The organism is Methylobacterium sp. J-043, assembly GCF_022829505.1.
GTDB classification, from domain to species: domain Bacteria; phylum Pseudomonadota; class Alphaproteobacteria; order Rhizobiales; family Beijerinckiaceae; genus Methylobacterium; species Methylobacterium extorquens_A.
The window spans coordinates 26886-52462 of record NZ_JAKSYB010000058.1 but is presented as its reverse complement, the minus strand read 5'-3'; the positions used below and the strand labels follow the sequence as shown (position 1 = coordinate 52462).

The 25577-nt window shown below is 61.5% G+C and carries 30 protein-coding genes and 1 tRNA gene; 12 read left to right on the top strand and 19 right to left on the bottom strand.

Going from position 1 to position 25577, the window contains the following annotated elements; all coding sequences use genetic code 11:
• Positions 1 to 12: 12 nt before the first annotated feature.
• The 4 genes from sppA to rlmB form a co-directional block, all read right to left on the bottom strand.
• Positions 13 to 978, bottom strand: a complete 966-nt coding sequence (gene sppA, locus MKK50_RS15370) for a signal peptide peptidase SppA (RefSeq protein ID WP_499023613.1) — start codon at positions 976 to 978, stop codon at positions 13 to 15.
• A gap of 247 nt (positions 979 to 1225) precedes the next feature.
• Positions 1226 to 2419: a putative sugar O-methyltransferase gene (locus MKK50_RS15365; protein ID WP_499023612.1), complete on the bottom strand. Its 1194-nt coding sequence runs from the start codon at positions 2417 to 2419 to the stop codon at positions 1226 to 1228.
• 224 nt (positions 2420 to 2643) lie between these two features.
• A complete protein-coding gene (gene rpsA / locus MKK50_RS15360) occupies positions 2644 to 4356 on the bottom strand; it encodes a 30S ribosomal protein S1 (protein WP_135299677.1) in 1713 nt (570 codons plus the stop codon).
• Positions 4357 to 4770: 414 nt separating this feature from the next.
• The gene (rlmB, locus tag MKK50_RS15355) at positions 4771 to 5577 is read right to left on the bottom strand and encodes a 23S rRNA (guanosine(2251)-2'-O)-methyltransferase RlmB (RefSeq protein WP_499023609.1); all 807 of its coding nucleotides are present in this window, start codon (positions 5575 to 5577) and stop codon (positions 4771 to 4773) included.
• A gap of 147 nt (positions 5578 to 5724) precedes the next feature.
• Here rlmB and MKK50_RS15350 point away from each other — a divergent pair.
• The 5 genes from MKK50_RS15350 (at position 5725) to MKK50_RS15330 (ending at position 9341) form a co-directional block, all read left to right on the top strand.
• Positions 5725 to 5799, top strand: a tRNA-Glu gene (locus tag MKK50_RS15350).
• 530 nt (positions 5800 to 6329) lie between these two features.
• Complete coding sequence (locus MKK50_RS15345) at positions 6330 to 7385, top strand: hypothetical protein (RefSeq protein ID WP_499023608.1); 1056 nt, start codon at positions 6330 to 6332, stop codon at positions 7383 to 7385.
• 269 nt (positions 7386 to 7654) lie between these two features.
• Positions 7655 to 8125, top strand: coding sequence for a hypothetical protein (locus MKK50_RS15340; RefSeq protein ID WP_499023606.1), 471 nt, complete (start codon positions 7655 to 7657; stop codon positions 8123 to 8125).
• Positions 8126 to 8753: 628 nt separating this feature from the next.
• A complete protein-coding gene (locus MKK50_RS15335) occupies positions 8754 to 8918 on the top strand; it encodes a hypothetical protein (RefSeq protein WP_499023605.1) in 165 nt (54 codons plus the stop codon).
• A 21-nt stretch (positions 8919 to 8939) separates the two neighbouring features.
• The gene (locus MKK50_RS15330; RefSeq protein ID WP_499023603.1) at positions 8940 to 9341 is read left to right on the top strand and encodes a hypothetical protein; all 402 of its coding nucleotides are present in this window, start codon (positions 8940 to 8942) and stop codon (positions 9339 to 9341) included.
• 38 nt (positions 9342 to 9379) lie between these two features.
• Here MKK50_RS15330 and MKK50_RS15325 read toward each other — a convergent pair whose 3' ends face one another.
• The 11 genes from MKK50_RS15325 to MKK50_RS15275 all read right to left on the bottom strand — a co-directional run bounded on the left by MKK50_RS15325 (position 9380) and on the right by MKK50_RS15275 (position 13964).
• Positions 9380 to 9940 carry a hypothetical protein gene (locus MKK50_RS15325; protein ID WP_499023600.1) on the bottom strand — a complete coding sequence of 187 codons (561 nt, stop codon included), beginning with the start codon at positions 9938 to 9940 and terminating at the stop codon, positions 9380 to 9382.
• A gap of 174 nt (positions 9941 to 10114) precedes the next feature.
• Positions 10115 to 10291 carry a hypothetical protein gene (locus tag MKK50_RS15320; protein WP_499023599.1) on the bottom strand — a complete coding sequence of 59 codons (177 nt, stop codon included), beginning with the start codon at positions 10289 to 10291 and terminating at the stop codon, positions 10115 to 10117.
• Entirely contained in the window at positions 10291 to 10647 is a 357-nt protein-coding gene (locus MKK50_RS15315; protein WP_499023598.1) for a hypothetical protein, read from the bottom strand. Before MKK50_RS15315 ends, MKK50_RS15320 begins: the two co-directional genes overlap by 1 nt.
• A 3-nt stretch (positions 10648 to 10650) precedes the next feature.
• A complete protein-coding gene (locus MKK50_RS15310) occupies positions 10651 to 10848 on the bottom strand; it encodes a hypothetical protein (protein WP_499023596.1) in 198 nt (65 codons plus the stop codon).
• A gap of 404 nt (positions 10849 to 11252) precedes the next feature.
• Positions 11253 to 11429: a hypothetical protein gene (locus tag MKK50_RS15305; protein WP_499023595.1), complete on the bottom strand. Its 177-nt coding sequence runs from the start codon at positions 11427 to 11429 to the stop codon at positions 11253 to 11255.
• Positions 11426 to 11950, bottom strand: coding sequence for a hypothetical protein (locus MKK50_RS15300; RefSeq protein ID WP_499023593.1), 525 nt, complete (start codon positions 11948 to 11950; stop codon positions 11426 to 11428). Before MKK50_RS15300 ends, MKK50_RS15305 begins: the two co-directional genes overlap by 4 nt.
• On the bottom strand, positions 11947 to 12129 hold the full coding sequence (locus MKK50_RS15295) for a hypothetical protein (RefSeq protein WP_499023591.1): 183 nt from the start codon (positions 12127 to 12129) through the stop codon (positions 11947 to 11949). The genes MKK50_RS15300 and MKK50_RS15295 overlap by 4 nt, the downstream gene beginning before the upstream one ends.
• Positions 12126 to 12350 (bottom strand): hypothetical protein, encoded by a 225-nt coding sequence (locus MKK50_RS15290; protein ID WP_499023589.1) that lies wholly within the window; start codon positions 12348 to 12350, stop codon positions 12126 to 12128. Before MKK50_RS15290 ends, MKK50_RS15295 begins: the two co-directional genes overlap by 4 nt.
• Entirely contained in the window at positions 12347 to 12823 is a 477-nt protein-coding gene (locus MKK50_RS15285) for a hypothetical protein (protein ID WP_499023587.1), read from the bottom strand. Before MKK50_RS15285 ends, MKK50_RS15290 begins: the two co-directional genes overlap by 4 nt.
• Complete coding sequence (locus MKK50_RS15280; RefSeq protein WP_499023586.1) at positions 12823 to 13326, bottom strand: hypothetical protein; 504 nt, start codon at positions 13324 to 13326, stop codon at positions 12823 to 12825. Before MKK50_RS15280 ends, MKK50_RS15285 begins: the two co-directional genes overlap by 1 nt.
• Before the next feature lie 80 nt (positions 13327 to 13406).
• Positions 13407 to 13964, bottom strand: a complete 558-nt coding sequence (locus MKK50_RS15275; protein WP_499023583.1) for a hypothetical protein — start codon at positions 13962 to 13964, stop codon at positions 13407 to 13409.
• Between the two features lie 250 nt (positions 13965 to 14214).
• On the opposite strand from MKK50_RS15275, the gene MKK50_RS15270 reads away from it, so the two are divergent.
• Positions 14215 to 14730: a hypothetical protein gene (locus tag MKK50_RS15270; protein WP_499023582.1), complete on the top strand. Its 516-nt coding sequence runs from the start codon at positions 14215 to 14217 to the stop codon at positions 14728 to 14730.
• Between the two features lie 1055 nt (positions 14731 to 15785).
• Positions 15786 to 16202: a hypothetical protein gene (locus MKK50_RS15265; RefSeq protein WP_499023580.1), complete on the top strand. Its 417-nt coding sequence runs from the start codon at positions 15786 to 15788 to the stop codon at positions 16200 to 16202.
• 655 nt (positions 16203 to 16857) lie between these two features.
• On the opposite strand, the gene MKK50_RS15260 is transcribed toward MKK50_RS15265, so the two are convergent.
• Positions 16858 to 17127 (bottom strand): hypothetical protein, encoded by a 270-nt coding sequence (locus tag MKK50_RS15260; protein WP_499023579.1) that lies wholly within the window; start codon positions 17125 to 17127, stop codon positions 16858 to 16860.
• Between the two features lie 296 nt (positions 17128 to 17423).
• Between MKK50_RS15260 and MKK50_RS15255 the strand changes: the two genes are divergently transcribed.
• A complete protein-coding gene (locus MKK50_RS15255; protein ID WP_499023578.1) occupies positions 17424 to 17984 on the top strand; it encodes a recombinase family protein in 561 nt (186 codons plus the stop codon).
• Between the two features lie 247 nt (positions 17985 to 18231).
• Here MKK50_RS15255 and MKK50_RS15250 read toward each other — a convergent pair whose 3' ends face one another.
• The 3 genes from MKK50_RS15250 to MKK50_RS15240 all read right to left on the bottom strand — a co-directional run bounded on the left by MKK50_RS15250 (position 18232) and on the right by MKK50_RS15240 (position 20608).
• Positions 18232 to 18936 carry a hypothetical protein gene (locus MKK50_RS15250; RefSeq protein ID WP_499023576.1) on the bottom strand — a complete coding sequence of 235 codons (705 nt, stop codon included), beginning with the start codon at positions 18934 to 18936 and terminating at the stop codon, positions 18232 to 18234.
• A 945-nt stretch (positions 18937 to 19881) separates the two neighbouring features.
• Positions 19882 to 20349 (bottom strand): DUF5681 domain-containing protein, encoded by a 468-nt coding sequence (locus tag MKK50_RS15245; protein WP_499023575.1) that lies wholly within the window; start codon positions 20347 to 20349, stop codon positions 19882 to 19884.
• Positions 20333 to 20608 (bottom strand): hypothetical protein, encoded by a 276-nt coding sequence (locus tag MKK50_RS15240; protein ID WP_499023572.1) that lies wholly within the window; start codon positions 20606 to 20608, stop codon positions 20333 to 20335. Before MKK50_RS15240 ends, MKK50_RS15245 begins: the two co-directional genes overlap by 17 nt.
• A gap of 147 nt (positions 20609 to 20755) precedes the next feature.
• Here MKK50_RS15240 and MKK50_RS15235 point away from each other — a divergent pair, with 147 nt between their 5' ends.
• Genes MKK50_RS15235 through MKK50_RS15220 form a run of 4 tightly spaced genes read left to right on the top strand, consistent with a single transcriptional unit; the run spans position 20756 to position 25472 of the window.
• Complete coding sequence (locus MKK50_RS15235) at positions 20756 to 22162, top strand: hypothetical protein (RefSeq protein ID WP_499023569.1); 1407 nt, start codon at positions 20756 to 20758, stop codon at positions 22160 to 22162.
• 50 nt (positions 22163 to 22212) lie between these two features.
• The gene (locus tag MKK50_RS15230; RefSeq protein WP_499023566.1) at positions 22213 to 24309 is read left to right on the top strand and encodes a portal protein; all 2097 of its coding nucleotides are present in this window, start codon (positions 22213 to 22215) and stop codon (positions 24307 to 24309) included.
• 8 nt (positions 24310 to 24317) lie between these two features.
• Positions 24318 to 24599 (top strand): hypothetical protein, encoded by a 282-nt coding sequence (locus MKK50_RS15225; RefSeq protein WP_499023563.1) that lies wholly within the window; start codon positions 24318 to 24320, stop codon positions 24597 to 24599.
• Between the two features lie 30 nt (positions 24600 to 24629).
• On the top strand, positions 24630 to 25472 hold the full coding sequence (locus MKK50_RS15220; RefSeq protein ID WP_499023561.1) for a hypothetical protein: 843 nt from the start codon (positions 24630 to 24632) through the stop codon (positions 25470 to 25472).
• The last annotated feature ends 105 nt before the right edge of the window (positions 25473 to 25577 follow it).

Genomic DNA, 25577 nt, shown 5'->3' with positions numbered 1-25577 from the left:
CGGGGCGAGACCTCAGGGGGCCGGCCGCCAGACGGCCAGGAGTCCGCCGGAGAGCCCGGCGGCTTCGTCCTCGACCGTACGGAGACGTCCGGCGAGCCCTTCGAGACCAAGAAGGTCGGCGCCGAGCCCCAGAGCCGACCAGAGCTTGAACCCGCCATCGGCCTTCGGCTTCCAGTCCTTCACCGGAAGCTTCTCGGGGACCTTTTTCTCCTTCTCGAGCCACGCCACGGCCTGCCGTTCGCCGCCGAGTTCGTCGACGAGCTTGAGGGGCAGGCTCTGGCGGCCGCTGAACACGCGGCCGTCGGCGACGGCGGCAATCTGACTTTCGTCCATACCGCGGCGCTCCGCCACGAGGCCCTTGAACCATCCGTAGGTGTCGAGGACGATCGCGGACAGGGCGGCGCGCGCCTCTGGCGAGGTCGGGCTGAAGCCTGAGGGCTCCGCCTTCAGCGGCGAGGATTTGACCGACTCGACCTTCACCCCGACCTTGTCGAGCAGGCCGGAGACGTCCGGATACTGGAACAGCACGCCGATCGAGCCGACGAGCGCAGTCTCGCGGGCGACGATGTGGTCGGCGGCGATCGCGGTGATGTAGGCGCCCGAGGCTGCCGTCCCATCGACGAAAGCGACCATCGGCTTCTTCGCCGCCAGCGCGCGCAGGTTGCGGTAGAGCTCTTCCGAGCCGGTCGTCGTGCCGCCCGGCGACGAGATCGAGATCACCACGCCCTTGACTGCGTTCGACTCGCCGACCCGCTCGATGAGCTTGCGGGTCGATTCACTGCCGGCGATGAAGCCGCCGATCGAGATCCGGGCGATCTGGTTCTCGGTGGCCGGGAACAGCCGGCCCTCGCCGACCCGCGCGCGGTAGCCCAACGCACCGACGGCGACGATGGCGGCACCGATGCCGAGCAGCCGCCACAGCGTGAGCTTGCGGCGCAGACGACGGCGGTCGATGAGAAACTCGGCGTCTGCAGCCATCCGACGATATACTCCTCTCCAGGCGGCGCGGTGCAGCCGTCGTTTCTTTGGGACCGTTCACGCGCGCCCTGCCGGAGCACGGCCCTGTCCGATCCGGATGCCGGCCAAACCCTTGATGGATTTGGGTTCGGTTGCTGCGCTCGTGTTTAGCGCCGCGCAAGGCACGCGGGCAAGAGCCCGTTCCGACTGGTCTGGTACAACCGGCAGCAGTCGTCGTCGGACACCCTGTTCTCGCAAGGCAACCCTTTCAGCGTCGAGCGTAGATCTCCTCGACGTAGCCGTCACGCATCCAGAACAGATGCCGGCCCAGCCTGCGGTAGCCACCGTCCCGTGCAACCAGATCGGCGACGATGGCCTGCCGGAAAGCCTCGGTGTTCGGTGCCGCCGCCTCCTGATTGATCGAGTAGAACAGCGGCGCGATGGCGCGGATACGCGCGATATACATGGCGGCCGTCTCCGGCGGCATTTCCGGCAGCGAATCCTGGTTGATCGCCAGATCGTAGCGCTCGTTCCGCTCGATCTCCCACCACGGCCGGACCCGGATCGCGGCGTCCGGCTCGCCGGCGAGGGACACGTCGAGGCCCGCTTTCAGCAGGAACCATCCCTGGAGCACGTTGGTGAAGGGCAGATCGAGGATCGTGTAGTGCCGGTCGGGGTGGCGCAGGAACCAAGCCAGCCCGCCGAAGCCGCCGCCGATCTCGACCACCCGGTCGAAGCGGCCGAGTTGTCCGATCCGCCAAGCGGCGTAGGCGTGGGTCAAGGCGTGCTCGGGCAGGATGCCGGCGCCGTAACGCACGCCGAACGGAGCACCGACCTCGGGAAACGCCAGGGGGAAGCCGAGTTCGGCCTCGAGGCGAGCCGACTCGACAGTGTGGGCAAGGGGGCCAGTCAGCGCGGCCGCGAAATCGCCCTGCTCGGGTGAGCGGATCGGGGCGAGGCCGACCGCCTCCGAGAGTCTCAGCAGCCGGTCGCACCAGCTTGCGGCGAACGGCGTCGGCGCGTGGCGCGCCAGCGTCGCCATCGTGCGCCCCATGGCGATGCCGTGCGCGAGATGGGACTGGAACAGGTTTTTCAGCAGGCCGGCGAGCGCCGCGGCATCGCCGTTCTGCAGGGCATGATGAAAATCGGGAAAGCCCCGGCTCCGGGCCGCCCACATGCCCTCGCTGTCGGCCTGGACCGGGGCGCGTCCGGCACCGGATTGCCAGGCGGCGATGAGGCGTCGCGCGATGGCATCGTCCTCAGGGCCGGGCCGAGGCACTGCGAAGGCGATGGCCGGCATCTCGGGCCAAGTGCGGTAGGGGTATCGGTAGGTCCACGGCCCGGCGATTCCGCCGCCGAGCTCGTCCGTCGCGGACGGGACCTCGAATGGACGGCCCTCACGGCGACCGAAGACGCGGTAATGCTCTTGCGCCGAGGCGACTAGGCCGGTTTCGACCGCCATCGCCACATCGGCGTTGAGGTCGAGATAAAGCTCGGAGTCGAAATGGGATGGGAGCGCGTCGGAACGGCGTCCGGGGCGCCTGCCCCTCAACCGTCGCAGGCTGGCGCCTAAGTTCGAGAGGCGGTTTGTCATCGCACTCGCTTCGGGACGATTCGAAAACAGAGCCCAAAAAAGTTCGGGGCCGGCAGAGCCGGCCCCGAGGCATTATCGGAAGGCAGCGAGGCTTACTCCTCGTCGCCACCCTTCTTCTTGTTGAAGGCGGCACCGAGGATGTCGCCGAGCGACGCGCCCGAATCGGCGGAGCCGAACTGGGCCATCGCTTCCTTCTCTTCAGCGACTTCCAGAGCCTTGATCGAGACCTGCACGCGGCGGGCCTTGCGATCGAACTGGATGACGCGGGCGTCGAACTTCTCGCCGGCGGCGAAACGCTCGGGACGCTGGTCGCCACGGTCACGGGCGAGTTCGGCGCGGCGGATGAAGGTCTGCATGTCGGTGTCGACGAGCTTCACCTCCAGACCGGAATCCTTCACCTCGACGACCTCGCAGGTGACAATCTGGCCCTTCTTGACCTCGCCGGCTTCGGCGAAGGGATCGCCGCCGAGCTGCTTCACGCCGAGCGAGATGCGCTCCTTCTCGACATCGACGTCGAGAACCTGGGCACGCACCATGTCGCCCTTCTTGAACTCCTCGATGACCTGCTCGCCGGGACGGTTCCAGTCGAGATCCGACAGGTGGACCATGCCGTCGACATCGCCTTCGAGGCCGATGAACAGGCCGAACTCGGTCTTGTTCTTGACCTCGCCCTCGACCTCGGAACCGACCGGGTGCTTCTCGGCGAAGGCATCCCACGGGTTCTGCAGGGTCTGCTTGAGACCGAGCGAGATGCGGCGCTTGACCGAATCGACCTCCAGGATCTGCACCTCGACCTCCTGGGAGGTGGAGACGATCTTGCCCGGATGGACGTTCTTCTTGGTCCAGCTCATCTCGGAGACGTGGATCAGGCCCTCGATCCCCGGCTCCAGCTCCACGAAGGCGCCGTAATCGGTGATGTTGGTCACGCGACCCTTGAGCTTGGCTTCCTCGGGGTAACGGGCGGCGATGCCCTCCCACGGATCGGCCAGGAGCTGCTTGATGCCGAGCGAGATGCGGTGCGTCTCGTGGTTGATCTTGATGATCTTGACCTTGACCGTCTGGCCGATGGTCACGACCTCGGACGGGTGGTTCACGCGGCGCCACGCCATGTCGGTGACGTGCAGCAGGCCGTCGATCCCGCCGAGATCGACGAAGGCGCCGTACTCGGTGATGTTCTTGACGACGCCGTCGATGACCTGACCTTCCTCAAGGTTGGCCACCAGCTCCGAGCGCTGCTCGGCGCGGCTCTCTTCGAGCACGGTGCGGCGCGACACGACGATGTTGCCGCGGCGGCGATCCATCTTGAGGATCTGGAACGGCTGGGGCGTGCCGAGCAGCGGGGTCACGTCGCGGACCGGGCGGATATCGACCTGCGAGCGCGGCAGGAACGCCACGGCGCCGTCGAGATCGACGGTGTAGCCGCCCTTGACCTGGTTGAAGATCGTGCCGGTGACGCGCTCGTTGGCCTCGAAGGCCTTTTCGAGCTTGACCCACGACTCCTCGCGGCGCGCCTTGTCGCGCGAGATGACGGCCTCGCCCAGCGCGTTCTCGATGCGGTCGACGTAAACCTCGACCTCGTCGCCAACCTTGAGCTCGCCCTCGCGGCCCGGGCCGGTAAATTCCTTGAGGGGGACGCGCCCCTCGGTCTTGGCACCGATATCAATGACGGCGACATCTTTCTCGATGCCGACGACGGTGCCCTTGACGACCGAACCTTCGGTGATCTCATGCTGGAGGAAGGATTCCTCGAGCAGGGCCGCGAAATCCTCGCGGGCCGAAGAGCTTGCGTTCAGACCAGCTGACATTCTTTCTCCTGAATGGCCCCATTTCGTGAGGCCTGCGTCGGCGGCTCGTGTTGCAAAGGACCCCCGTCACCGCCGCCCGCCGGATGGACGATCCGGCCGGGCTCGCCTCCTCTCGGAGGGCCGACGCATGCTGAAAGCGATGGTCGAGGGCTCGATCCCCCCGGCGATGCGTCCGCCGGGCGAGAAAGCCCGGATCCTGACGGTATCGATGAGGAAATCGGTGCGAGCGATACCGGATCCGCGTGCGCGACGCAACGTCTTGAAACGTCTTGGAATGCCGGGGTCTCGGACGCGAACGCCACCGCGAGAGCTGAGTTCGGGCGGATACGATTCGCCCGGGATCTTGTCGCGACCGGGCCGGAGCGTGTCGTTCTGCGGTCGATGCCCAGCGCCGTCCGGCGCCGGGATCGCGTTTCAGGCTGGCGTCCCGGCCGAACGCGTCAGCGCGTAGAGCGTGATCGCCGCTGCGTTCGAGACGTTGAGGCTGCGGATGGCGCCGGCCGCTTCGATGCGCACTAGGACGTCGCAGCATTCGGTGGTGCGCTGGCGCAGTCCCTTGCCCTCGGCCCCGAGCACGAGCACCGCCGGACGGCGGGGGCCGACCGCTTCGAGGGTCGTGCCGGCATCCGAATCGAGACCGATCCGAGTGAAACCGCGTTCACCGAGCGTGATCAGCGCCTCGGCCAGGTTGCGCACGATCACCAGCGGGACGTGCTCCAGGCCGCCGGACGCGGATTTCGCCAGCACGCCCGTGGCATTCGGCGAATGGCGCGCGGTCGTGACGATGGCGGTGACCCCGAACGCGGCCGCCGTCCGGACGATGGCGCCGACATTGTGCGGATCGGTGATCTGATCGAGGGCGAGCAGCAGCGCGTCGTCCGGCATCGCCTCGAGGGCCGGGGCAGCCAGCGGCTCGGCCTCCGCGTAGAGACCCTGATGCACCGCGTCCGGACCGAGCAGCCGATCGATCGCGCTCGGGCGGACCATCTCCGGCTCGATCGGCAGTTCGACGCCGGCCTCTTTCAGGCGCGCCAGCGCATTCTCCGTGGCGAGCAGCCGATGGAAGTGGCGGCCCGCATTGGCCAAGGCCTGCGAGACGGGGTGCCAGCCATAGAGCACGACATGGTCCCTCCCCTCCCGCGCGGCCGGTCCCGGAGGCTGGGTTCGCGGGCGGGGCCGGAAGCCGTACGGCTTGGCCGGGCGGTCGCGCGGCGGGGTCATGGGCGGGTCTTTCAGGGCAAGAAAAGGATGCGGCGGATCGGATGTCCGAGAAGCCGATGGGACCGCTCCGCGTCAAGTCGCGGAATCATGCGGCAAAGCCGTTGCCGTCGGCGACGAACCCGACTATAGACCGGTCGCCGCGAGACAGCGCCCTTCGTCTATCGGTTAGGACGTCAGCCTTTCACGCTGAAAAGGCGGGTTCGATTCCCGCAGGGCGCGCCACTCTGCCTTTTCAATGGGTTAGCGGCCGTTTAGCCACATATAGCCACAGCGTTTAGCCACACTTGGCGGGCGCTCGTGCGGCTCCGATGGCAAAAGTATCTCTGGCGACCAGTCAAGAATAGCGCTCAGTGCGCGCTCTGGTTGTGGCCGACGCTCGACCCGGCTGAATCCCGCCTAAATCCAAGACCCGCAAGGCGGTTTGAGCCTGCGCGCCCGTTCCGACGCCTCTGGACCTGTAGGGCCGCGCTGTGTCAGCGATGGGCGTTGGAAGTCCGCGCGGAGCCCCGCGCGTGGCGGAGGATTCGGCCAAGCCGCAGCGATAGCCCCTGAAACGCAAAAAGCCCCCGGCTGGAACCAGGGGCTTCGAGCGGTTCGGAGGCCAGGAGCCCCGAACGGGTACGGAAACCGAACTACACCGCGACCGTACCCCCCGAAATCCTAAGCGTCTAGCCACCTGCTCACTCTAATCGGTTTGCGGGACCGGAGACGTATTGTCGCAGGTGCGGCCGTCCTAGACAGGGACGGGGACCGTGAACGGAGAGCTATGGACTGACGCCGCTATCGAAGCGCTCATTCGGGGCCTCGATGGCGACGACTGGCGCGAGCGTGCCGCCGACATCAACCGCGATCTGCTTCGTTGGGTCGAGGAAGGTCGCATCACCGATGAGCGGGCAGAGCGCCTGAACGACGCGATCCAGGCGCGCCACCAGCGGACAACGAAGGCGGCCACAGAAAAGGTCGAGCTTCGCAAACGAGACGGACACACTATCGGCGGCGCGGTCGGCCGCATCGTTATGCCGATGGTGGATCGGATGCGCCCGGCACCGGTCGCGCCTCCACGGGTCGTCGTCTCGAATCCGGAGGTAGCCCAGCCCGCCCCCGTCGAGATGACGCCAGATCGTCCGCGCCGACTAGCCCGCCGCTCGAAACGGTCACCGGCTGAGCGCTTCCGGGATCGGCGCGTCGCGAAGGCGCGCGAGCGGCGTCGGCAAGCAAAGCTGGCGAAAATCCCGGCTGATCTCTTTCAGGACTACAGCGTCGCGGAGAGCGCCGCCCTCTCGATCATCGTCCTCGACATCGCCCAGGGAGCGGCTGGGCAGTGCCGACGCACTTACAAGCACATCGCGGCGAGCGCGGCCGTCTGCGTTCGATCAGTCGCTGAAGCCGTCGCCGCCGCCTCCTACCTGGGCCTGATCGCCGTCGAGCACCGCAGGGGCAAGTCGAGCATCATCACCCCGCTCGATCCCGAGCTAGTCGGCTGGCTGCGCCTGCTCGAAGCCAACCGGCACCCTCTTTCTTCGGATGAGATTCTTGAAAACAGGAGAGAAAAAAGAAGCCCGCCTAGTCATGCAAAGGCGTGCATGACCCCCTCGGATCGGGACGATGGGAGCGCCCAGGAAGGCCCCTCCCCCGCTCCGGCTAGGGTTGGTGCCGATCGCCGTCCGCTGCCGCCCCTGGGCAACGTGGCGCGTCTGCGGGTGCAGCCGGTGGCGGAGGCCGGGCCGTCGCCCCTCGATGCCCTGATCGCGCGGCTGCGCCCAGAGATCGAAGCCGAGGAAGCGCGTCGTTTGGGGAGGGAGACATAGATAGCGTAACACCACGATCACGGGATCGCGAGCACAAGCTTGGCCGTAAGGCGAGACGCCCTAGCTTGACCGTATGAGCATGCCGATTGCCGTCCAGCCAAGCATCTTCGAAGAGGCCCGGCGGGAGCGAGCACGGCTGCGTGAGGCCCAGCGCTTCGCTAACGAGGTCCTGGAGCGTGTCTCCGGGCAGACGGCCGTCTCGGGGACGTCACAGCCCCCGACGATCCCCGAGACGGTCTCGATAGACAAGGTGAGGCTTAGGATGGAAGTTGATCGCGGCTGAGCCGAATCGGTCCTCCCGTGCTGGTCCGCTCCGGCAGGCTTTCCGTTGGCACGTATCCGCTGCCAAGCACGAGGTACTTATGCCACTTCCTGAAGGCTCGACTGTCGTCACCATCTCACATTTGTTGGCTGAGAAGGACGAATATGTGCGCAAGGCGCTGAATAACTTCAGGCCAGAGTACAAAAAGAATCCGAACGCAACTCTGACGATCGGTCTCATGGGCGATGGAAAGTATCCGAATTATAGGATCGATCAGCCTCTGAATGGCACCGACGTCAATGATGGGCTCGATGTCTCTATAGACTGGCCCGAGCTTGTCTTCAGAGGTCGAAGCCACGACAAGCTTGTCGATCCAAGTAAGGTGAAGTTCGACAACTGGAGCCGTTCGAGCGTCAAGTATCTCGAACTCGAAACTTTGCTGGGCGAGATGCGCAGGCTGAAGAAGTTGAAAGTTTGATCGACCGCAGAAGCCGCGCCTTCCGCCGCCGGTCGAGGAAGCCCTTCAGCCGTTCCCTGGGCGACTTCATCCGCGCCACTCTACGAATCGGGCCAAACAGCGCGGCTCGTGCTTCCTGGGCGGCCGTTCCCAGGGTGCACGCTTGTACCGGCAGTCAATTAGGTCGTCGTAGACGTCGTCTAGCAGGGCATTGGCGCCCAGGCGCTGCACGAGACTCCCGAGCTTGAACCGGCCGTATCGTGCTGGGCAGGTAGCGCACTCGATGGTGACCACGTTAGCCGGATAGTCGGAGAGCGTGGCCCTCTCAAACCTCGTGTTCAGTGGGTGTCGCGCCATAATCGTTCCTGTTTCGTTCTCTATCTAGCACGGCGGTGGGGCCGGGCAAGCGGAACGGGCATGGCGCCCGGTGAATGGGGCGGGCGAGCAAACTAGGAAGGGACTAGTTATGCCTCGAATTTCCTCTCGGGATCAGCGGCTTGGCCGACACCCATCTCGGTCTTGTACCACAACATCTAGGGCAAAGGCGGGACGGCGACGGCGCCCCGCTTGACTTGGGTCGAACGGAGAGGGTCATCATCCCGAAGGGATAGCGCACCGAATCGCTCTGTTAATGGCGAGGTGCGCCCCGATGAAAGTCCCGAAGAAGAAGCCCGACGACGACGAGCCGAAGTTCAGCTTCGAGCTAGGCTGGAAAGGCTTGAAGACGTCCGGCTCAGGGTCAGTCGCCGTTGTCGCGGCGGCTCTGCTTGCCGTCCTGGCGATCGTCCTCGTGCGACTGCCGTTCTTGTGGTGATCGGCCGCCGCGAGCGCCAAGGTGCGCATCACCATTCTCGTCGAGTCGAACGCCTTCGTCTTGGCGGTCTTGTTCCACGTCGCGACCCACGCCTATTTGCGCGTAAATGGTTGTCAGATCGTGACTTCGACCCTGTGTTTCCCCGGTGACACTGGCGCGATGCACCCGCGTTGTTGGTTGACACCGATCCTCCGGGCAGCCCTTATCAATCCCGAAGGGATCGCACCTCATTCGCCCAATTTAATGGCGAGGTGCGCCCCAATGAAACTTCCCAGGAAGCGACGCGACGACGAACCGAGTTTTCGGTTCAAGCTCGGCTGGACCGGGTTCGAGACTTCCGCGTCCGGCACGGTCGGAATCATCACGGCGGCTGCCCTGGCGGTGATCGCCCTTGTGCTCTTGCACCTGCCGTTCCTGAAATGAAAAAGCCCCCGGACGGTGATCCAGGGGCCCTACACTTCTTAACGGGGGCGACGCCGGATAACTTCAACCTTCACCTCCCGCGACCCACTGCGCGGCGGGGGAGCGTCTTGGCGGCGGGAATCAGATCGGCCGAACACTCGTTCAGCTTCGTTGGGATCGACGGCGGGACGTGCCCGCTGGCGCCGCGCCAGTTCTTGAAACTGTTTGGCGTCGCGGTCGAACTTCACCTTCATCCGCTGTTCGGATGTCGTAGGCAGAAGCCCGGCTTCCTTCGCGATCAGCATCTCCGCCCAAAACTCCCATCCGGTGGGGAGAACACCATAATCGGGGTCAAGCTCGACATCCTCGATGAGATCACGGAAGTCGCAGCCATGGCGCTGACCGAGCGCCAAGACCTCTTCGTAGGACCAGTCGTCCAGTCCGGACAGAACGGCGCACGGCACCGGCTCAACGAGTTCGGCCCTGGTGTAGCCGAAGTGTGTCATGCAGAGCTTGTCGAAAGCGGCGGCGACTGATGTCTCTGGAGCATCTGTGTCGAGTAGCTCGATGAAATGAGCAGCCTCGATCTCGAAACGGTACGTGTTGCGCGTATAAAGCATCGAACCTCCCTCTCGGTGCAATAAAGTAGGGAAGCGCCGACGCGGACTTCAAGAGCGAAATCGCTGATTATTCACCCTATCCACCGATACTCGTTCGGTTTTTGCAGTTGTGCCCAACTTGGGACACTATATGCGCCAAATCGATCCTCGAAGAGGTCGGCCTCAAGCCCCGTATCAGGACGCGGCGGCCGACTGCGCCAGGATCGCGGCTTCTACTTCGCGGGCGAGTTCTCGCACCGCCTCCGGATCGGGGGCCGTGATGATCTCGCGACCATCGGCAAGATGAACGATGCTCTCGCGCGTGAAGTTCTTCGTGATGGCGGCCTCGATAGTCTCAACGAGTGAAGTCATCAGGCCCAACGCATCTTGAACCAGAACGCCATCTCCGGCCGGTCGAAGACGATTGCGGCGACCGTCATGCCAGATCGCGGCTGGCCTCGACCTCGAATAAATGGGGGCGACGTCACTCGGCGCATCCGCAGCTTGCCGCCGTGCTCCCGTGCCCAGGTCAGCATCTCGGCGCGCTGCTCCTCGACGTGGGCAGCAAGGTCGAACGGCTGACCACCGACCTCGACGCCATCCGGGATGGCACCGAGATACACGGCGTGCCGTTTCACGCGCGGGCGGTCGTAGACGCCCAGGACCAACATCCCCGACGCAAGCGCGGCAACTTCGTAAAACCCCATAGGGCGCGACTGCTTCGCCATCACTCAACCCGCCGCCTTCAGCAGCACTTCGTCATCGAACTCGAAGGCTTCGGGACGATCGACCCATTCGCCGGTAACGGACAGAGCCTGCGTGATGACGCCGCTGTCGGACTGAATGTAACGAGTGACGACGTAGCGTCGCTTCTGGTCTTTACGAGGGGCTTCCCTGACGTAGTGGCCGAGAATGTTCGAATTGGTCATCTAAAGTCCTTGTGCGATGAACGTTTGAATTATGACTGATTTAAAAATATAGTGTCAATATTCGGCGGGCTGTCAGCACCAACGCATCTTGAAATGAAAAGCTACATTCTGGTCAGATAGGTCGAAGGCTGCGAGTGCCCTGAAAATGGAGTGAAACGCTGGGAAGTCATCTTGCCCGAGGAAGGTGACAGCTACATCGTTATGCTGGCACCATTCGAGCACTTCGTCTGGGTCGTGATTAGTATCTATTGGATCGATTCGTAGCCTTGTAGGACCAAACTCGCCGGGGTTGAGAGAATCCCAAGCTAAGCAGCTTTCCCAGCCAATGTAGAAAACGAGACCGTGTAACACATGTCGGCCGATGTACGGCCTAGAGTCTGGCGCGAGATCGAGGGTGCCGTTCTTCATGCCTCACGCCCTCCCCGCGCCAGGATCGCCGCTTCTACTTCACGAGCAAGTTCCCGCACCGCCACAGGATCGGCCTGCGTGATGATCTCGCGACCGTCCGACAAGATCACGATGCTCTCGCGGGCAAAGTTTTCGAGGATGGCTGCCTCGATAGTCTCTACGAGTGAAGTCATGGGCGGCGCCCCGACTTGAGCCAGGATAAATGGCGCCGATGCCATGCCACGATGGCAGCGATGATCCCGATCGCCGGGGTAACGACGTACTCGCCGAACCAATCGAGGGGTGAGAGCCGACCGCCGAACGACGGCGCAGTGATCGTCGTAATGGCGCCCGGCCCGCTGCCCGAAATCGTCGTCGTCCCAGGCTTCGCCTGAACCACGTTACTCAGGCTTGACCAGGGTACATACTGGTCCCAGCGCAACTTCAGACGTTCGCAGTAGGCTTCTGGGGTAATCGTCTGGAATCGCAGTTTGAGCAACATCGCGGCCGTTGCATCGAGTTCGATACCCTGAAGGGGATGCTCAGGAGGCGGATGCATCGCGCCGACCGGCAGACTATAAAAGAGCGACGCGTCGGACGGAATGATCCGGTAGCCCTCGACGTTCTGGAATCCCAGGAAGTGCCCGATCTCAAACCAAAGATTTTCGACTTTCTGGTCGGGGTCCGGGTAGAGAATAACGCGTTCGTTGTTCACGGCTGGCCCTCCCGCGAGAATACCCGACCGATGGACGTCAAGACGTCGGTAATGATCTCGATGACGCCCGCGAAGAATAAAACCGATGCGTGGGCGACCTGGGCAAAGTAGCTGAGGGCCAGGATCGCACCGACGACAGCGAACGGCACGAGGGCCAAGGCGATGAAGACGTCGATCACTTCGACAAATCACTTTCGTACTGAGTAAGAACCAGCAGGATTTCGCGGATGATCTCGACCGCGTCGTCTGCCGTATGTTGGTCTCGGCTCAAGCCGAGCACTGAAAAAATCTTTTGAAGGTCCGCCTCGCGTTCGATGCGGAGCCGGACCAGGGTCGCCATGGTGTCTTCGGACGATCCCACGCCGATGGCGTGGGTCTTGGTGGTGGGCACGGTGGTCACCGGATCACTCCCTCAGCACGCAGCTTTAAGAGGACGGCGCGGGCGAGCACGATCCGATCGTAGTGACCATCGATCTGCATCGTGGCTTCGGAAAGCGGCACGTAGGTGCCATTCCCGAAGGTTCCATCAGGCTCGAAGAAGTTTCCCATGCCGCCGTCCTCGAAGAACTCGATCACGGCCTCATCGATCAACTCAACGAGATCGTCGTCAGACTGCTTCGCCGCATTCGCGCTCGCCAGGGCATCCGCCTGACGCTGGTTCAGCGCCTCGATGGCGTACGGATCGTCAGGTTCGCAAACGTGAAGCATGTGTTCGAAGGTGTTCGAGGCGTGGAGCGGGACGTAGAATTCGCCCTCGCCGTCGCTTGCGAGACTGGCGGGCAGTCGAACGGCCGAGACAGGATGGCCCAGGTCAGCAAGGCGCGAAGCCAGGGCCTGGATAACTGCATGGTGCTTGTGGGCGCAGTCGGACATCACCGGATCATCTCGGCGCTGCGGAGCTTGCCCAGGACGGCGGTCGCAAGCTTCGTGACGTCCAGATCGCCATCGATCCGCAGGTACGGCGGACGGAAGGCACCCAGATAGTGGGACCCTCCCTCGATCGATGCCGATGCGACGATCTTCGCCTCGATCAGCTTCACCAGATCGTCGTCGGAGGACGTCGAGACCGTATCGGCCGCGACGCTGGCGCTGGCGGTGGTGCTGTTCGTGACGGTGCCGCTGGGCAGCGCGCTGGTGATGACGTTGTCGCCGAACGGGTCGAGCCCAGGCTGCACCCAGAACGAGCCTGCGGCAGTCGTGAAACGGCAGATGTCCGTGTTCATGGCGCTGGCCGGGACGGAAACAGCGGAGACCTGATGCCCCAGGCGCGCGAGATGCGCGGTGAGTGCTTCGATGACGGCGCCCTGAACGATCTCAGTCGCAGATACGGCCTTGGGTGCATCCGGATAGATGCGTTCGAGAATGAACTTGAACATGGTGGAGCAAAATCCTTCAAACAATGGTGCAGTCTTAAATATGGCTTGAAGCGTACCTGACCTTGCGGCAGGCGATCAATTTACTTCTTTGGAACGGGCGTCAGCAGTGCGCGCTCAGTGTCCCAGCCCAGGGCCATGACCCGGTTGCGGATGGTCTTGTTCGCCACGCCGACAAGCCGAGACCATTCGGAGGTCGTCAGGGTCGTGTCACCCAGGGTCAGGTAAATTTCGCGCTGTTCCTGGCAGGGCGTGGAGAAGGCGAGGTCTGGCGACCAGCCCAGCTTGTGCAGTCGAGAGTAGAGGGTGGTGTAGGGGAAGCCGGTGATCTCGGCCCACTCAGAAAGACAGCGCTTCTCACCGTTGTAGGTGACGCGCATGTTGTTGCGTCGATTGCGTTGCTGTGTCGTATTGTTCGACCAGCGGCAGTTCGCCTTACAATAGTCCGCGTTTGAGTCGATCCGGTCCAGGGTCATGCCTTCAGGGCGGACGCCCATGTCTTCAAAGAAGTTCTCGAACAGCTTCCAGGCTGGATCGTACGAGATGAACCGCTTGCCGTAGTTCTTAAACGAATCGTGGCTCTTGTAATCGCAGCGCTGGATCATCGCGCGCCAAGAATTATGGGTGGTCGTGCGCCACATCCCGTGGGTAGGTTTCGACATATCGAGGGATAGACTTTCAGGTATACTGGCGCATGCCTCTCATGCGTCCTGAAAGTATTTATCGAACAGGCCCTCGAACTGTGGACGGACTTAATTGGTCCGGGTGGCGGCCTCAATAGGCGCCCCTGTCGAAGTTTATCGACTTCGGCCGCGACGATGCCGGAAGACGGGCCCTGAGCCGCCCCGTGCATTTTGAGGGGACCGGCTGAATTCAACCCGGAGATTTTCTATGAAGCCGCCCAACGACATCGCCCGGCGCTGGAACGCCATCCTGAAGCGGGAGGGTCTGAGCACCGACCTCGACGCACCTAAGCCGGAACCGAAGCCCGAACCGATTCCCGCCGGTCACAACTGGCCCAGCGTCGCCGAGATCGGCACCGCCTCGACGGTCAGCTACAGCAGGGCCACGCTCGCGGGGTGGGGCATCCCGTGGCCTGCTCCGACCGGCTGGAGGAAGGCGCTGCTCCACCAGAATGCCCGCTACTTCGACAAGCGCGGCATCACGATCAAGAGCAAGGTGCCGCCGCAGCCCAAGCCGAAGCCTCGCACCTGGGAAGACGAAGTCGATTGGCGCAGTCCCTACGCGCAGCCCTCGACGCCCAGGAAGGGGAGCGCAGGCACCCCCATGCGGAGCCACCGCGCGCGGACCTCGAAGCGGTCTCACGGCAAGAGCTACCTGCAACTTGAAGCGGAGAACGCCTTCACGTCCGAAGTGCGCTTGATTTCGCGCAACAAAACTCCGTAGAAATGGACATTTCACGGAACGATAACTAAGATAGTAGTCCAGTACATCGCTCAGGGGGATGCTGAAGGTCTCGCCCCCGGACCAACCCATGCACCGGGACATTTACAAGGCTTGAAATATAGCCGACCGACCGGATTCATGATCGAAGTGAGCACTTCGCCCCGTCACGTCTTCCAGGCCCTCTCGCACGGACACCCTGGTCAAGACACCATATCGGGGATAGTCGAGAAACGCTCTCGACAGATGGTTGAAGGACATCGGCTCTGACTTGCGTCACCCGATGGTCTTCTTAGGGTAAGGTCATGCCTTGAGAAGATGTAACCGTTGAAGCTCTCCACGAGCTTAGAGAAGGGCACCGAATGCAGGTACAGGGCAACCGCCTGCTGGTAGAGAAAACCTCTACCTAAGTGCTTCGACCCTGTATAGCGTTCCTATTTCGGACGTTCCCTACACTAGCTTCTCTTCCCCGTTCTTCCCAGGATGTTCGAGCTATGGACGCTCGAACTATCATACTTGGGAAGGACGGGGGAGAAGAAGTCAGTACGCGAAGCCTTTTCGGTCCGGGGGCGGACGGCCCATGTCTAAGATGTTCATCACTTCCTGATGACCTTCATCTTCCACCTGATGTCTCTCTGAGTTCGGCGAGTGAACGAAGCCGAGCGCAGCGAGAGCGAGTGAACGAAGACGAAAGGACGACCGAACGAAGTGAGGTTGGCCTTCGACAAGTGCATCACGAAGTCTCTGCGTGCCCGACAAGACATCGATCACGAAGCAGATAGGACGTGAAGTCCTCAGTGCTTGTTCGCCAAGTACCTGACGCCCGCGCTCGCTGCGCTCGCCCGTGCGTTCTTCTCGTTCCCTCGACCTCGCTCCGCTCGATCTCGTTCACTTCGAAGAAGCCGCTTCGCGTTCGTGTTCTCGACGCCAAAAGGCTCCCGCCCTCTGGCCTCGTGTCTTCACCCATATGTGTCGGGGAAATCCGATGCGTGCCAGATCAAGCCCCGAACATGTGGGCAGCGACACCACCTGGGTTGGCCCACGCAAATCGGCAAGCTATGGCGGAGCGCAACCCACAGATGAGGCCGGGCACCATGCACCCAGATGACGCAATCCACTATGTGGCACCCGTCGCGTTCAAGGCCGCAGACAAATTCTTCAAGTTCGTGTCGTGGATCATCATCATCGTCGCGCTACGGTATGCGGCGACTGTATCGGGCAACCAGTTCCTCTATGGGCTCCAGATCGTTGCGGGCTTCGTCTTCGTGACGTCGCTACTGCTTCAAGCCTTCTATCTGTTCATGCGTGATCCCGAAACGCTTGGCATGCCCCCTCAACTGCGGACTGCATCTCGCGTCGTTCAGGTCATTCTCGGGCTGGTGGTGATGTTCTTCTGTGCCTCACCCTACCTCATCCCAGACCAGATCATCGACTCGCTGTTTCAGGTGCAGGTCGCTGGTAAGACCAAGCCGTAACATCGTGTCAGATCGAGGCGCCCCGATCACGCCTCGATGAATAACCCCGCACCGACGCCAAACCGCTTCGAAAGGCGTCCGATCTGAGAGACATTCAACCGCCGTCGCTCATTCAAGACCTCCGCCTGCTGAGATCGTGAAGTTCAAGACCCCGAATAAATAATATTGCCGACGCGACAAGACAACGTTATGGTGATCTTGCCTCGCGCAGGCTGAACCGAAAAGTCATCAGTATTACTCCTAAGACATTGTGCAGAAGAAGAGCCGAGATCGAAAGGTCTCGGCTTTTTGTTGTCTTGGTCCGCTACTTCGGCCCTGAAGGTGCTGTGGCCGGGTCTAGGTCCGCGTCGATGAACGCCTTGGCTGCCGCGACAGCTTCCTCTGGGGTATCGCCGACGAACGGTCCTTCGGCCACACTCGACCCCGGCCGATAGGCGAACGCTGCCCACTTCGGCGCTGATCGGCTCACCATGATCGTCCAGCCCTGGTACTGGTGACTCCTACGCCGCTGGTCCCTCACCGTGATCCCCCGCCCATTAGATGCCTCATGCTCTCGAAGCTCGGCGTCAGTCGGTTCAGGGACAAGGCGTCTAGGTAGTCCGCTCGATCTAATCCACAACCTGGGGCCGAACGTCTCCGCGCCCTTGCCTGATCGTCACCCAATCGCAACCGAGATCATCAGGCCAAGGAAGACGTACAGGTTTAGGATGTAAAGCGGCCTGAAAACGAACAGACGCTGCCAGTTCGTGAGGCGTAACGGGTAGTGCGTGATCCGCTCATCGATCCGGTCGAGCCCACTGTCGGCCGTGAAGTCCCAGCCGCGTCGTCGGTAGAAGCGCCACTCGCGCACGAAGACGATGGTCTGATGCAGGGCCAGCAGTGCCGTAAGGGTCAGGGCGATGATGGCGGCGACGATTTGGAGCACGATGGGGCTGAGGGTTCTGTCTAGTGTTATCCGACACTGTACCGATCGGTACAGCAATGTTTCTCCAGAATACATACATTTTCCGGGCAGGCACAGACCGCGCCCAATGCCGCGCCGCCGCCGGGGCTCGCCTCGCCCTTGGATCAGGCGAAGCTGTCATTTGATGCATCCGGTTGTCTCGCATGGCCAGGGTTGTGCGAGACGGTTCGAATGGCCTCAAATCTGTCTCGCACGAATGTCTCTTTACAAGCAAGCAGAAATTCTCACATAGTGTCTCATACGAATGGAGACGCACCGTGATTGTCGGCTACGCCCGCACCTCGACCCTGGACCAGAAAGCCGGTCTCGCTGCCCAGGAAGCCGAGCTTCTAGCCCTCGGGTGTGAGAAGGTCTTCATCGAGCAAGCCTCATCGGTGAAGCAGCGCGACATCCTCGAAGAGGCCATCGAGTTCGTCCGCCCTGATGATGTGTTCGTTGTCACGAAGCTCGACCGTCTGGCCCGCTCGGTCGTGCACCTATGGGAGATTGTGAAGCGCCTGGAGGCTAAGGGCGTGACCATCCGCATCGTCGGTCTGGGCATCGACACGGCGACTCCAAACGGCGGGCTGATGCTGAGCGTCCTGGGCGGGGTGGCGCAGTGGGAGCGAGAGATGATGCTTGAGCGCCAGCGCATCGGCATCACGGCGGCCAAGGAAGCGGGAAGCTACAAGGGTCGCGTGCCCACGGCGCGCCGCCAGTCGGCCGAGATCATGCGCCTGAAGGGCGAAGGCAAGACCGTGCCGCAGATCATGAAGGCGCTGAACGTCAGTCGCGCGTCGGTCTACCGGGTGATCCAAGAACAAACCGCAGATATCTGACGAATATTTGTCAAATGGACTTGCGCAAAGTCTGGAATGCTGTACAATCGAAGACATAGATGGAACTCGGCGAGCATTCGTATCGAGGTCATGACGAAGTGAAGTCTAACAGCCCGGCCGGGCTCCGGCGGAGGGCCCGGCAGGGGTGGGTGCCGGGAGGGGCCACACCCCCCTTTTCAGATTTCCACGTCAACGAGATAGTGCAGATACATTTTTGAGGCATTTTTCAATGCCGCGCCGCACCGGTTCATGCCTTATCGCCCCAAAATACGGCGCTGTAGTTGTTCAGGGTTCGGTTATAGCTATCGATCGTCACCCGGTACTTCTCAGGGATGTCAGCGCCGTCCAGGCCCTCGCGGAAATAGTCGCGCACTGCATAGAGCGCGTAGCGCACTAGGAAGTCCCATTCCACATACAGCTTCTCCTCAAGCTGCTCCCGCTGTTTGGCGGCGCTCAACTTCCGCTGCGATGTGGGCAGGCCATATTGAGGGCGCTCCTCGTACTCGTGATGGAATGTGATGTGACCGTGAGACCAACTGTCAGCCGGATTTTTGCGCCAACGATACCGAACTGTGACGCTCATGCTCTTCGAAGGATTGTACATCGGCAAGATGTCGTCATAGACGTAGAATAACTCCCCGTCTTTTTCCTCCTCCGCCAGTCTGTGCTTCATCTGCCCGACTGCAAAGTCGAGGTCCCAAGCCGCCTTTCGAAGGCGATCGTACGTCTCTTCAACCTTTCGGGACGATTTCGCCAAGTTGTACTTGGAGAGCGCTTCGCCAAATCTCCGATACTCCTTATCGACGTATGGCCCGCAATCTGAGAGGCGAAACTGGTACAGGGCGGAAGAGCTTCGTTCGGACATAGCTTGTTCGATCGCCCGATCCAGTTCCTTGTCATCAATCTTCGAGAGCGCCGCCTTTTCTGTATCTGACAAATTGATCTGGCTCACGCTCAACTCCTTCAGAATGTTCGGGTTTGGGATCAATCAGCTTGACCACGATTTGGGCCGGATCAGGTCCGAAATTCACTTCTAACTTCTACGGGTTATAATCACGCAAATAAAAAATCGCGGACGGCGGCGAGACTAATGGCTAACCCGTTCGTGTAATTAGGTGCTATACCGACGTCTCCATGCATGACTCCTAGCAGTCCGCCGTCAGTGAACAGGGGACCGCCGGAATAGCCTGGAACCGCCGGTTCAGATAGCTCAATCGAGACTCCGACGAATCGTATAACACTGGCTGTCACTGAAGATGACGGTATCGGGCGGGTGCTCATTCCCGGAAATCCAGTGAAAGTCGTGCCGCAATTTAGTGCTGGAGGAATCACATCCGATAGGTGAAACGAGCCAAACGAGGCTAGAGCGTTCGCCTCGTCTGAGGTCAGCCGAATGCTCATGCAGTCCACTAATATCGGGGTGTCGTTCAAGCGAACAATCCCAGGATTTCGGTTGCCGAGGTTCAAGAGCGTCACACCAGTACCCAGAACGTCGATCGACGATCGCGTGTCGAACGCCGAGATAGGCGTCTCCCTCAGCCCGGTCACGTTGTGGACACACGTTACCAACCAGACCTTATTGTTGCCCGAAACCAGAAAGGCGGTGCCCGCCATATGATCGTTATTCCCATGTCCATTGATCGGGATGGGTCGCGCAGGGATCAAAGGCTGGTCCTCCGTGGTCTTCGTATGATGCCAGAACAACATCTGCCGGGCGTTATGACGCGGACCCAGCACGCTCGTTGAGTCCGCTATCTACTCTGAGGAGCCCCTCATACGGTCACCTGATTTCGTAGGGGACCGCTTGTCGGTGTTATGAATCCATCCCTAAGCCTGTTAATCAATCCCGAATTCGGCTCTGACCGCCTTTCCCCGCTGTCGCCCCCAACCGTCCCCCTCACTCTTCGACCACCTTCGCCTTCGGCGGCCGTCCCCGACGCTTCGGCACCGGCATCGGCTCATCCTGGGTGGCGATCGTCTCCACCACTGTCGCCTCGATCGTTTCGGCCTCGATGATCGGCCGCTGGTCCGCAACGGCCATTGTCTCGCGCTCTCGCAGAGCCAGCAGAGCCGCCGCCAGTCCGCTGGCATCGTGATCGACCTTCACATCGACACTCTGCTTCGGTCGACCCCAGCCACGATCCAGCAGGGCTACCGCCGCCTGGACGCGCGCAGAGGCGTTCGACTTCTCATTCCCCATGATGCTGACCAGGGCTTCGATCGCGTTCTCGGTCTGCTGCTTGGCAAGCTCCACGACCTCGCGGATGACCGGCGGCTTGCCCTTCGGGTTCCCGCTCTGGCCTTTCTTCCAGCCGCGAGCCCGGCACGCTTCCGGGGACAGGTGGGGGTTATCGCGTCGCGCCATCGCTGACCTCCGCCCCGCCGATCGCGGCCTGGAACGCGCGTGCGTGTTCGACATCCTGGAATATCACATCAAAGTCCTGGGCGGTGACCCGCACCAGTTCGAAGGTCTCGGTGATGTTGCCGGTGATCCATGCGCCGTAGCGCTCCGTCACCCAGGCTCGGGTAGCATCGTCCCTCGTTAGGCCAGGGTGGGCCTCGAAGTAGGCATCCACCTGCGGGCGGTAGCCGTTTGCGATCTGAACGCGAATAGTCGTCGCCATAATTCTCCGTGTTTCTGCTGGCTTGATACGCCAGTATTTACCAGATCAAGACCTCAATCGTGCGACTGGACCGATTTAGACTTCACGCATCAAGCATATCGAAGAACGGCGAGTAAATACTGAAAACAAGATCGTTTTCAGGATTTGATGCCCTCAACCAGTGACCTCGTGCTGCTGCTGGAAAAGTTCCGCTCAGACATCCCATTCTTCGTCCAGCAAGCATTCGGATCGACCCTCAACCCGAAGCAAGTCGAGTTCGTAACAGCCTACCAGAACAACACCCAGATCACGTTTCGGGGTGGGATCGGCTTCGGCAAGACGTTCTCGATGGCCGTCCTCATTTATTGGGCGCTCATCTGCCACAACGACGTACAGGTCACGATTTTTGGCCCGTCAGAGGACCAGATCAGGGCGGGTATCTGGAAGGAAGTCGGCAATCTCTACGGCAAGCTGCCGCCGTACCTGAAGGAAGAACTCGAATACACCGCTACCCGCCTGTATCGGGTGTCGCAGCCGACTGGTGCCTTCGCCGAAACCCGTCTCGCCAACAAAGACAACGTCGAGACAGCGCGCGGTATCCACCAGATCAACAATTTCGTGTTCGTGGACGAGGCGACGGGTGTTCCCGATCAGGTATTCGCCGAGCTTCAGAACATCTTCACGGACCCGAACCCGAAGCTCTGCCTGATTTCGAACCCGTCGAAGACCAGCGGGTTCTTCTTCGAGACGTTTGAGCACCCTGACGTCGCGGCCGTCTGGACCAAGGTGCACGGGAAGCTCACCGACAATCCTGGGATCACCCCTGACCGCCTGAAGGCCATCACCGCCAGCTTCGGCGGGGTGGGCTCGAACGAGTACCGGGTGAAGGTCTTGGGCGAGTTCCCGCTTGAGGACGAAGACGGGGTGATTCCCCGCGAATCGGTGGTCGAGGCCATCAATCGCGATGTCTCTCCGACGCCTGGGTATCCGGTGATCTGGGGATTTGACCCCTCCGGCACCGGTAAAGATCGCAGCGTGCTGGTGAAGCGCCGCGACAACCAGTTGCTTGGCGATCCGATCGTCTACGGGACGATGGACCCGGAGTCGTTGGCTGCCCGCATCCGGGATGAGTTCGACCGCACCCCGAAAGCGGACCGCCCGGCCGAGATTTGCGTCGATGCCCTGGGCGTGGGCCACGGCATCGCGGGCCTGCTGCGCGTGATGGGCCTGCCCGTGAAGGACGTCGTTGTCTCGAACAAGGCGCGGAACCCGGACCGGTTCTACAGTCTTCGAGACGAGCTTTGGTTCAAGGCGAAGGACTGGTTCGCGACCGGCAACGTCAGCATCCCGAACAACCCGGTGCTGGTCACTGAACTCTGCCTGCCATCGTACGAGTTCGTGGGCGCGAAGTATAAGGTTCAGAGCAAGAAAGATATACGCAAGCAGGGCCGGAAGAGCCCCGACTTGGCCGATGCGCTCTGCCTGACCTTCGCGAGTGATGCCCGACACACGCAGTTCGGAAAGTACGCCTGGAGCAAACCCATCGAGATGAATCGGGGCTGGTCCATCATCTGAAACCGGGACGGTCAAATAAATACACGAAACAAGACCCCCGCGAAAGGCCCATGGACGAACCCGAGAAGAAGAAAAAGGCTCCCAAGGGCCTGAGTGAGCAGGATATACTCAACCGCGCAACGGTGGGGCTGAGCAAGAGCCAGAACTTCACGATCAGCGACATCGAGCAGAAGCGGGTTGCCGGTCTTCGTCTCTACAACCGCGACCCGTTTCCTGGCGACAAGCGCGTTGAGGGCCGGAGCACCTACGTCACCAGCGACACCTTCGACAATGTAGAATGGCTGCTTGCCAACCTGATGCAGCTTTTCGATGCGCAAGAGCGGGTCGTTCAGTTCTCGCCCAGCGGTCCGGAGGACGAAGCCCTAGCAGAGCAGCAGACCGACGTTGTGAACTTCGTGGTCACCCAGGGCAACAACCACGCCCTCGTTCTGCACGACTGGCTCAAGAACGGCCTCATCGCTGGTCTTGGCATCGTCACGGCTGCATACTACCGCGAGAAGTCTTGGAAACCCGCTCGTCTTCTCGAAGGCGTCGGCATGAACCAGTTGATGGAACTGGCGACTTCCGAGAACGAAGAGATCGTTGAGGCTGGCGAGCCGTACCCGGCACCGGGCATGGAAGCCATTCCTGGCATGGAACTGCGCGATCTGAAGGTGCGGCAGGCCCGCACCAGCAGCCGCGTCCGTATCAGCACCCTGCCGCTCGAAGACTTCCTCGTCTCGAAGGATGCCCACTTCGACTATCAGACCGGCGGCATCACCGCCGCCCTTCAGGGCTACAAGCGCACCCTCCCCCGCGCCGAGCTACTGGAGATGGGCTATGAGGCGGCCAAGGTCGAGAAAATCCCCGCTGCTGCCTCTGACCCGTCCGACTACAGCCAGGAACGCAACCGCGACCAGGGCCACACGGATGGCACTGGAGACGTTGAGGAAGAGGTCGAGGTCTACGAGGTCTTCATGCGCCTGGACGCCAACGGCGACGGGGTGCGGGAGCTTCTTCACCTGACGATCGGCGGCGCCCCCTCAGGCGGTTCCGTGCTGCTGGGCCACGAAGAGGTGGAATACGCCCCTCTCGCGGCGTTCGTGCCTTACATGATGCCGAACAGCCTCAACGGCATGTCGGTGGGTGATCTGGTCGGAAAGGACCAGCGGCTCAAGAGCATGTTCGTGCGCGGCATCAACGACAACCTCCAGCAGGTTCTTCGTCCACAGCGCATCGCGGACGTGGAAGGCGTCAACCTCGACGACCTCCTCAACAGCGGTCCCGACAGCATCATCAGGGTCAAGGACAAGGACGCTCTCTCGTTCGCCACCACCCCGTTCGTGGGCCAGCAGGCGTTCGGCATGCTCCAGATGCTGGACCAGGGCATCGAGCACCGGACTGGCGTCGGCCCGAACCTGATGGGTGTGGACGCCAGCCAGCTTCAGAACACCACGGCGACCGCCGCGTCCCAGCGCCAGACGATGAGCGGGTTGCGGGTCGAGTTGATGGCCCGCCTGTTCGCTGAGACCGGCTACCGCTACCTGTTCCGGGTGGTGACCAGCCTGCTGATGGCGAACTTGGCCGACACCCAGAGCATGACCATGAAGCTGCGCGGCAATTGGGTGCCCTACGGTACGGACCAGTGGGACCCCGATCTCGACATCAAGACGAACATCACCTTCGGCATCACCGACAAGCCTCAGAAGCTGGCGGCTGCCCGTGGCATCCTCGAACAGCAGATGTTCGCCATGGAGCGTGGCGCCCCGATCACCGGCATCGACAAGGTCTACAACACCCTGGCGCTCATCACCGAGAACAGCGGCTTCAAGAACCCCGAACGGTTCTGGAACGACCCGGCCAAGATGCAGCAGCCTGAAGGGCCGCCGCAGGGCCAGCAGCCCGATCCGGAGGCGCAGGCGGCTCAGGCCAAGATGCAGATGGAGATGCAGAAGATGCAGATCGAGTTGCAGATGGAGCAGGCCCGCCATCAGGCCGCGTTAAGGATGGAGCAGGAGCGCCACGACCAGAAAATGCAGCTTGAGTGGGCGAAGTTCGAGGCTCAGCAGGCCATGCGTCAGCAGGAAATCGGTGCCGAGACCCAGCTAAAGGGCATGCAGATCATGTCGCAGCAGAACGTTCAGCCCCAAATCCGGGACGTTGAATAAGTAGACGTATGAACGACAACATCCGCAAGGCGAACACGTACAAACTCTACACCGAAGACCCGACGTTTCGGGAGCCCTGGGACAAGGTGCGTGCCGCCTTCGTCGCCCGCTGGCAGACAACGCAGCCGGGCGAGTACGAGGTCCGAGAGACGATTTTTCGCTATCTCGGCCTGATGGACAAGCTCGACGCCTTTGTCGCGAACGTCATCGCCAGCGGTGAGATCGACAAGGCCCGCTTCGAAGCGATGGTCAAGCTACAGAACGAGCGCGGCAACGACGCGCTAGACTAAATAAATTACAACAACAAATCGAGGAAATCGATGACAGACAGCAACAATCCCGTCGAGGGAACTGCGAGTCTTTCTGCTGAAGAAGCAGACAGCAAGATCGCCGCTCTTTTGGGTTTCGAACCTGATGACGGTGAGACTGCACCGGCCGTTGAGGCTGAAGTACCGTCCCACGAGGAAGCAGAAGCCACCGAGGAACACCCGGAAACGGACTCCACGGAGGAAGAGCAGCCCACCGAGGATGTAGAGTCGGAAGTTTCGAGCGAACTCACGCTTAGTGAAGAAGCCGAATATTTGGTGAAGGGCGAGCGTATCAAGGGCAAAGACCTTGAAGCTGGCTACATGCGTCATGCCGACTACACGCGCAAGACTCAGGAACTGGCGCAGCAGCGCCAGCAAACCGAAAGTCAGGTTCGTTACGAACTCACTGCGCAGGCCACTCAGTATCTCGCTCAAGTAGAGCAGAAGCTGATTGACCACTTCCCCCAGGAACCCAACTGGCTCGAACTCGCCCAGGACAACCCTGCGCAGTACGCGGTTGAGCGGGAAGCCTGGAACAAGCGCCACGCTGATCTCAATGGAGTTCGGCACATGCGGCAACAGCAGGAGCAGACACAGCAGGCATACCAGCAGGCTGCCGCTGCTCAGGCTCAGGCCAGGGCATTCGACGATCTGGTGCAGATGCACCCGGAATTCGCTCGTAACGCCGAAGGAAAAATCTCTACCGTTGCAACGGACTTGGTCAGCTTCGCCATTCAAGAGGTGGGTCTGTCCGAACAACTGCTTCATCAGGTAGACGACGCTCGTATTTTCTCCATCCTCTACGATGCCATGCGGTATCGTCGCCAGGAAGCGCAGAAGAGCAAGACTATTTAGGCCGTAGCGAACAAGCCTCCGCTGGCTAAGCCGGGTGTTACCCAGAGCAAGGCCACGACCGCACAGACCGACTTCAAGAATCAGATGGCGCGTCTCAAACGAACC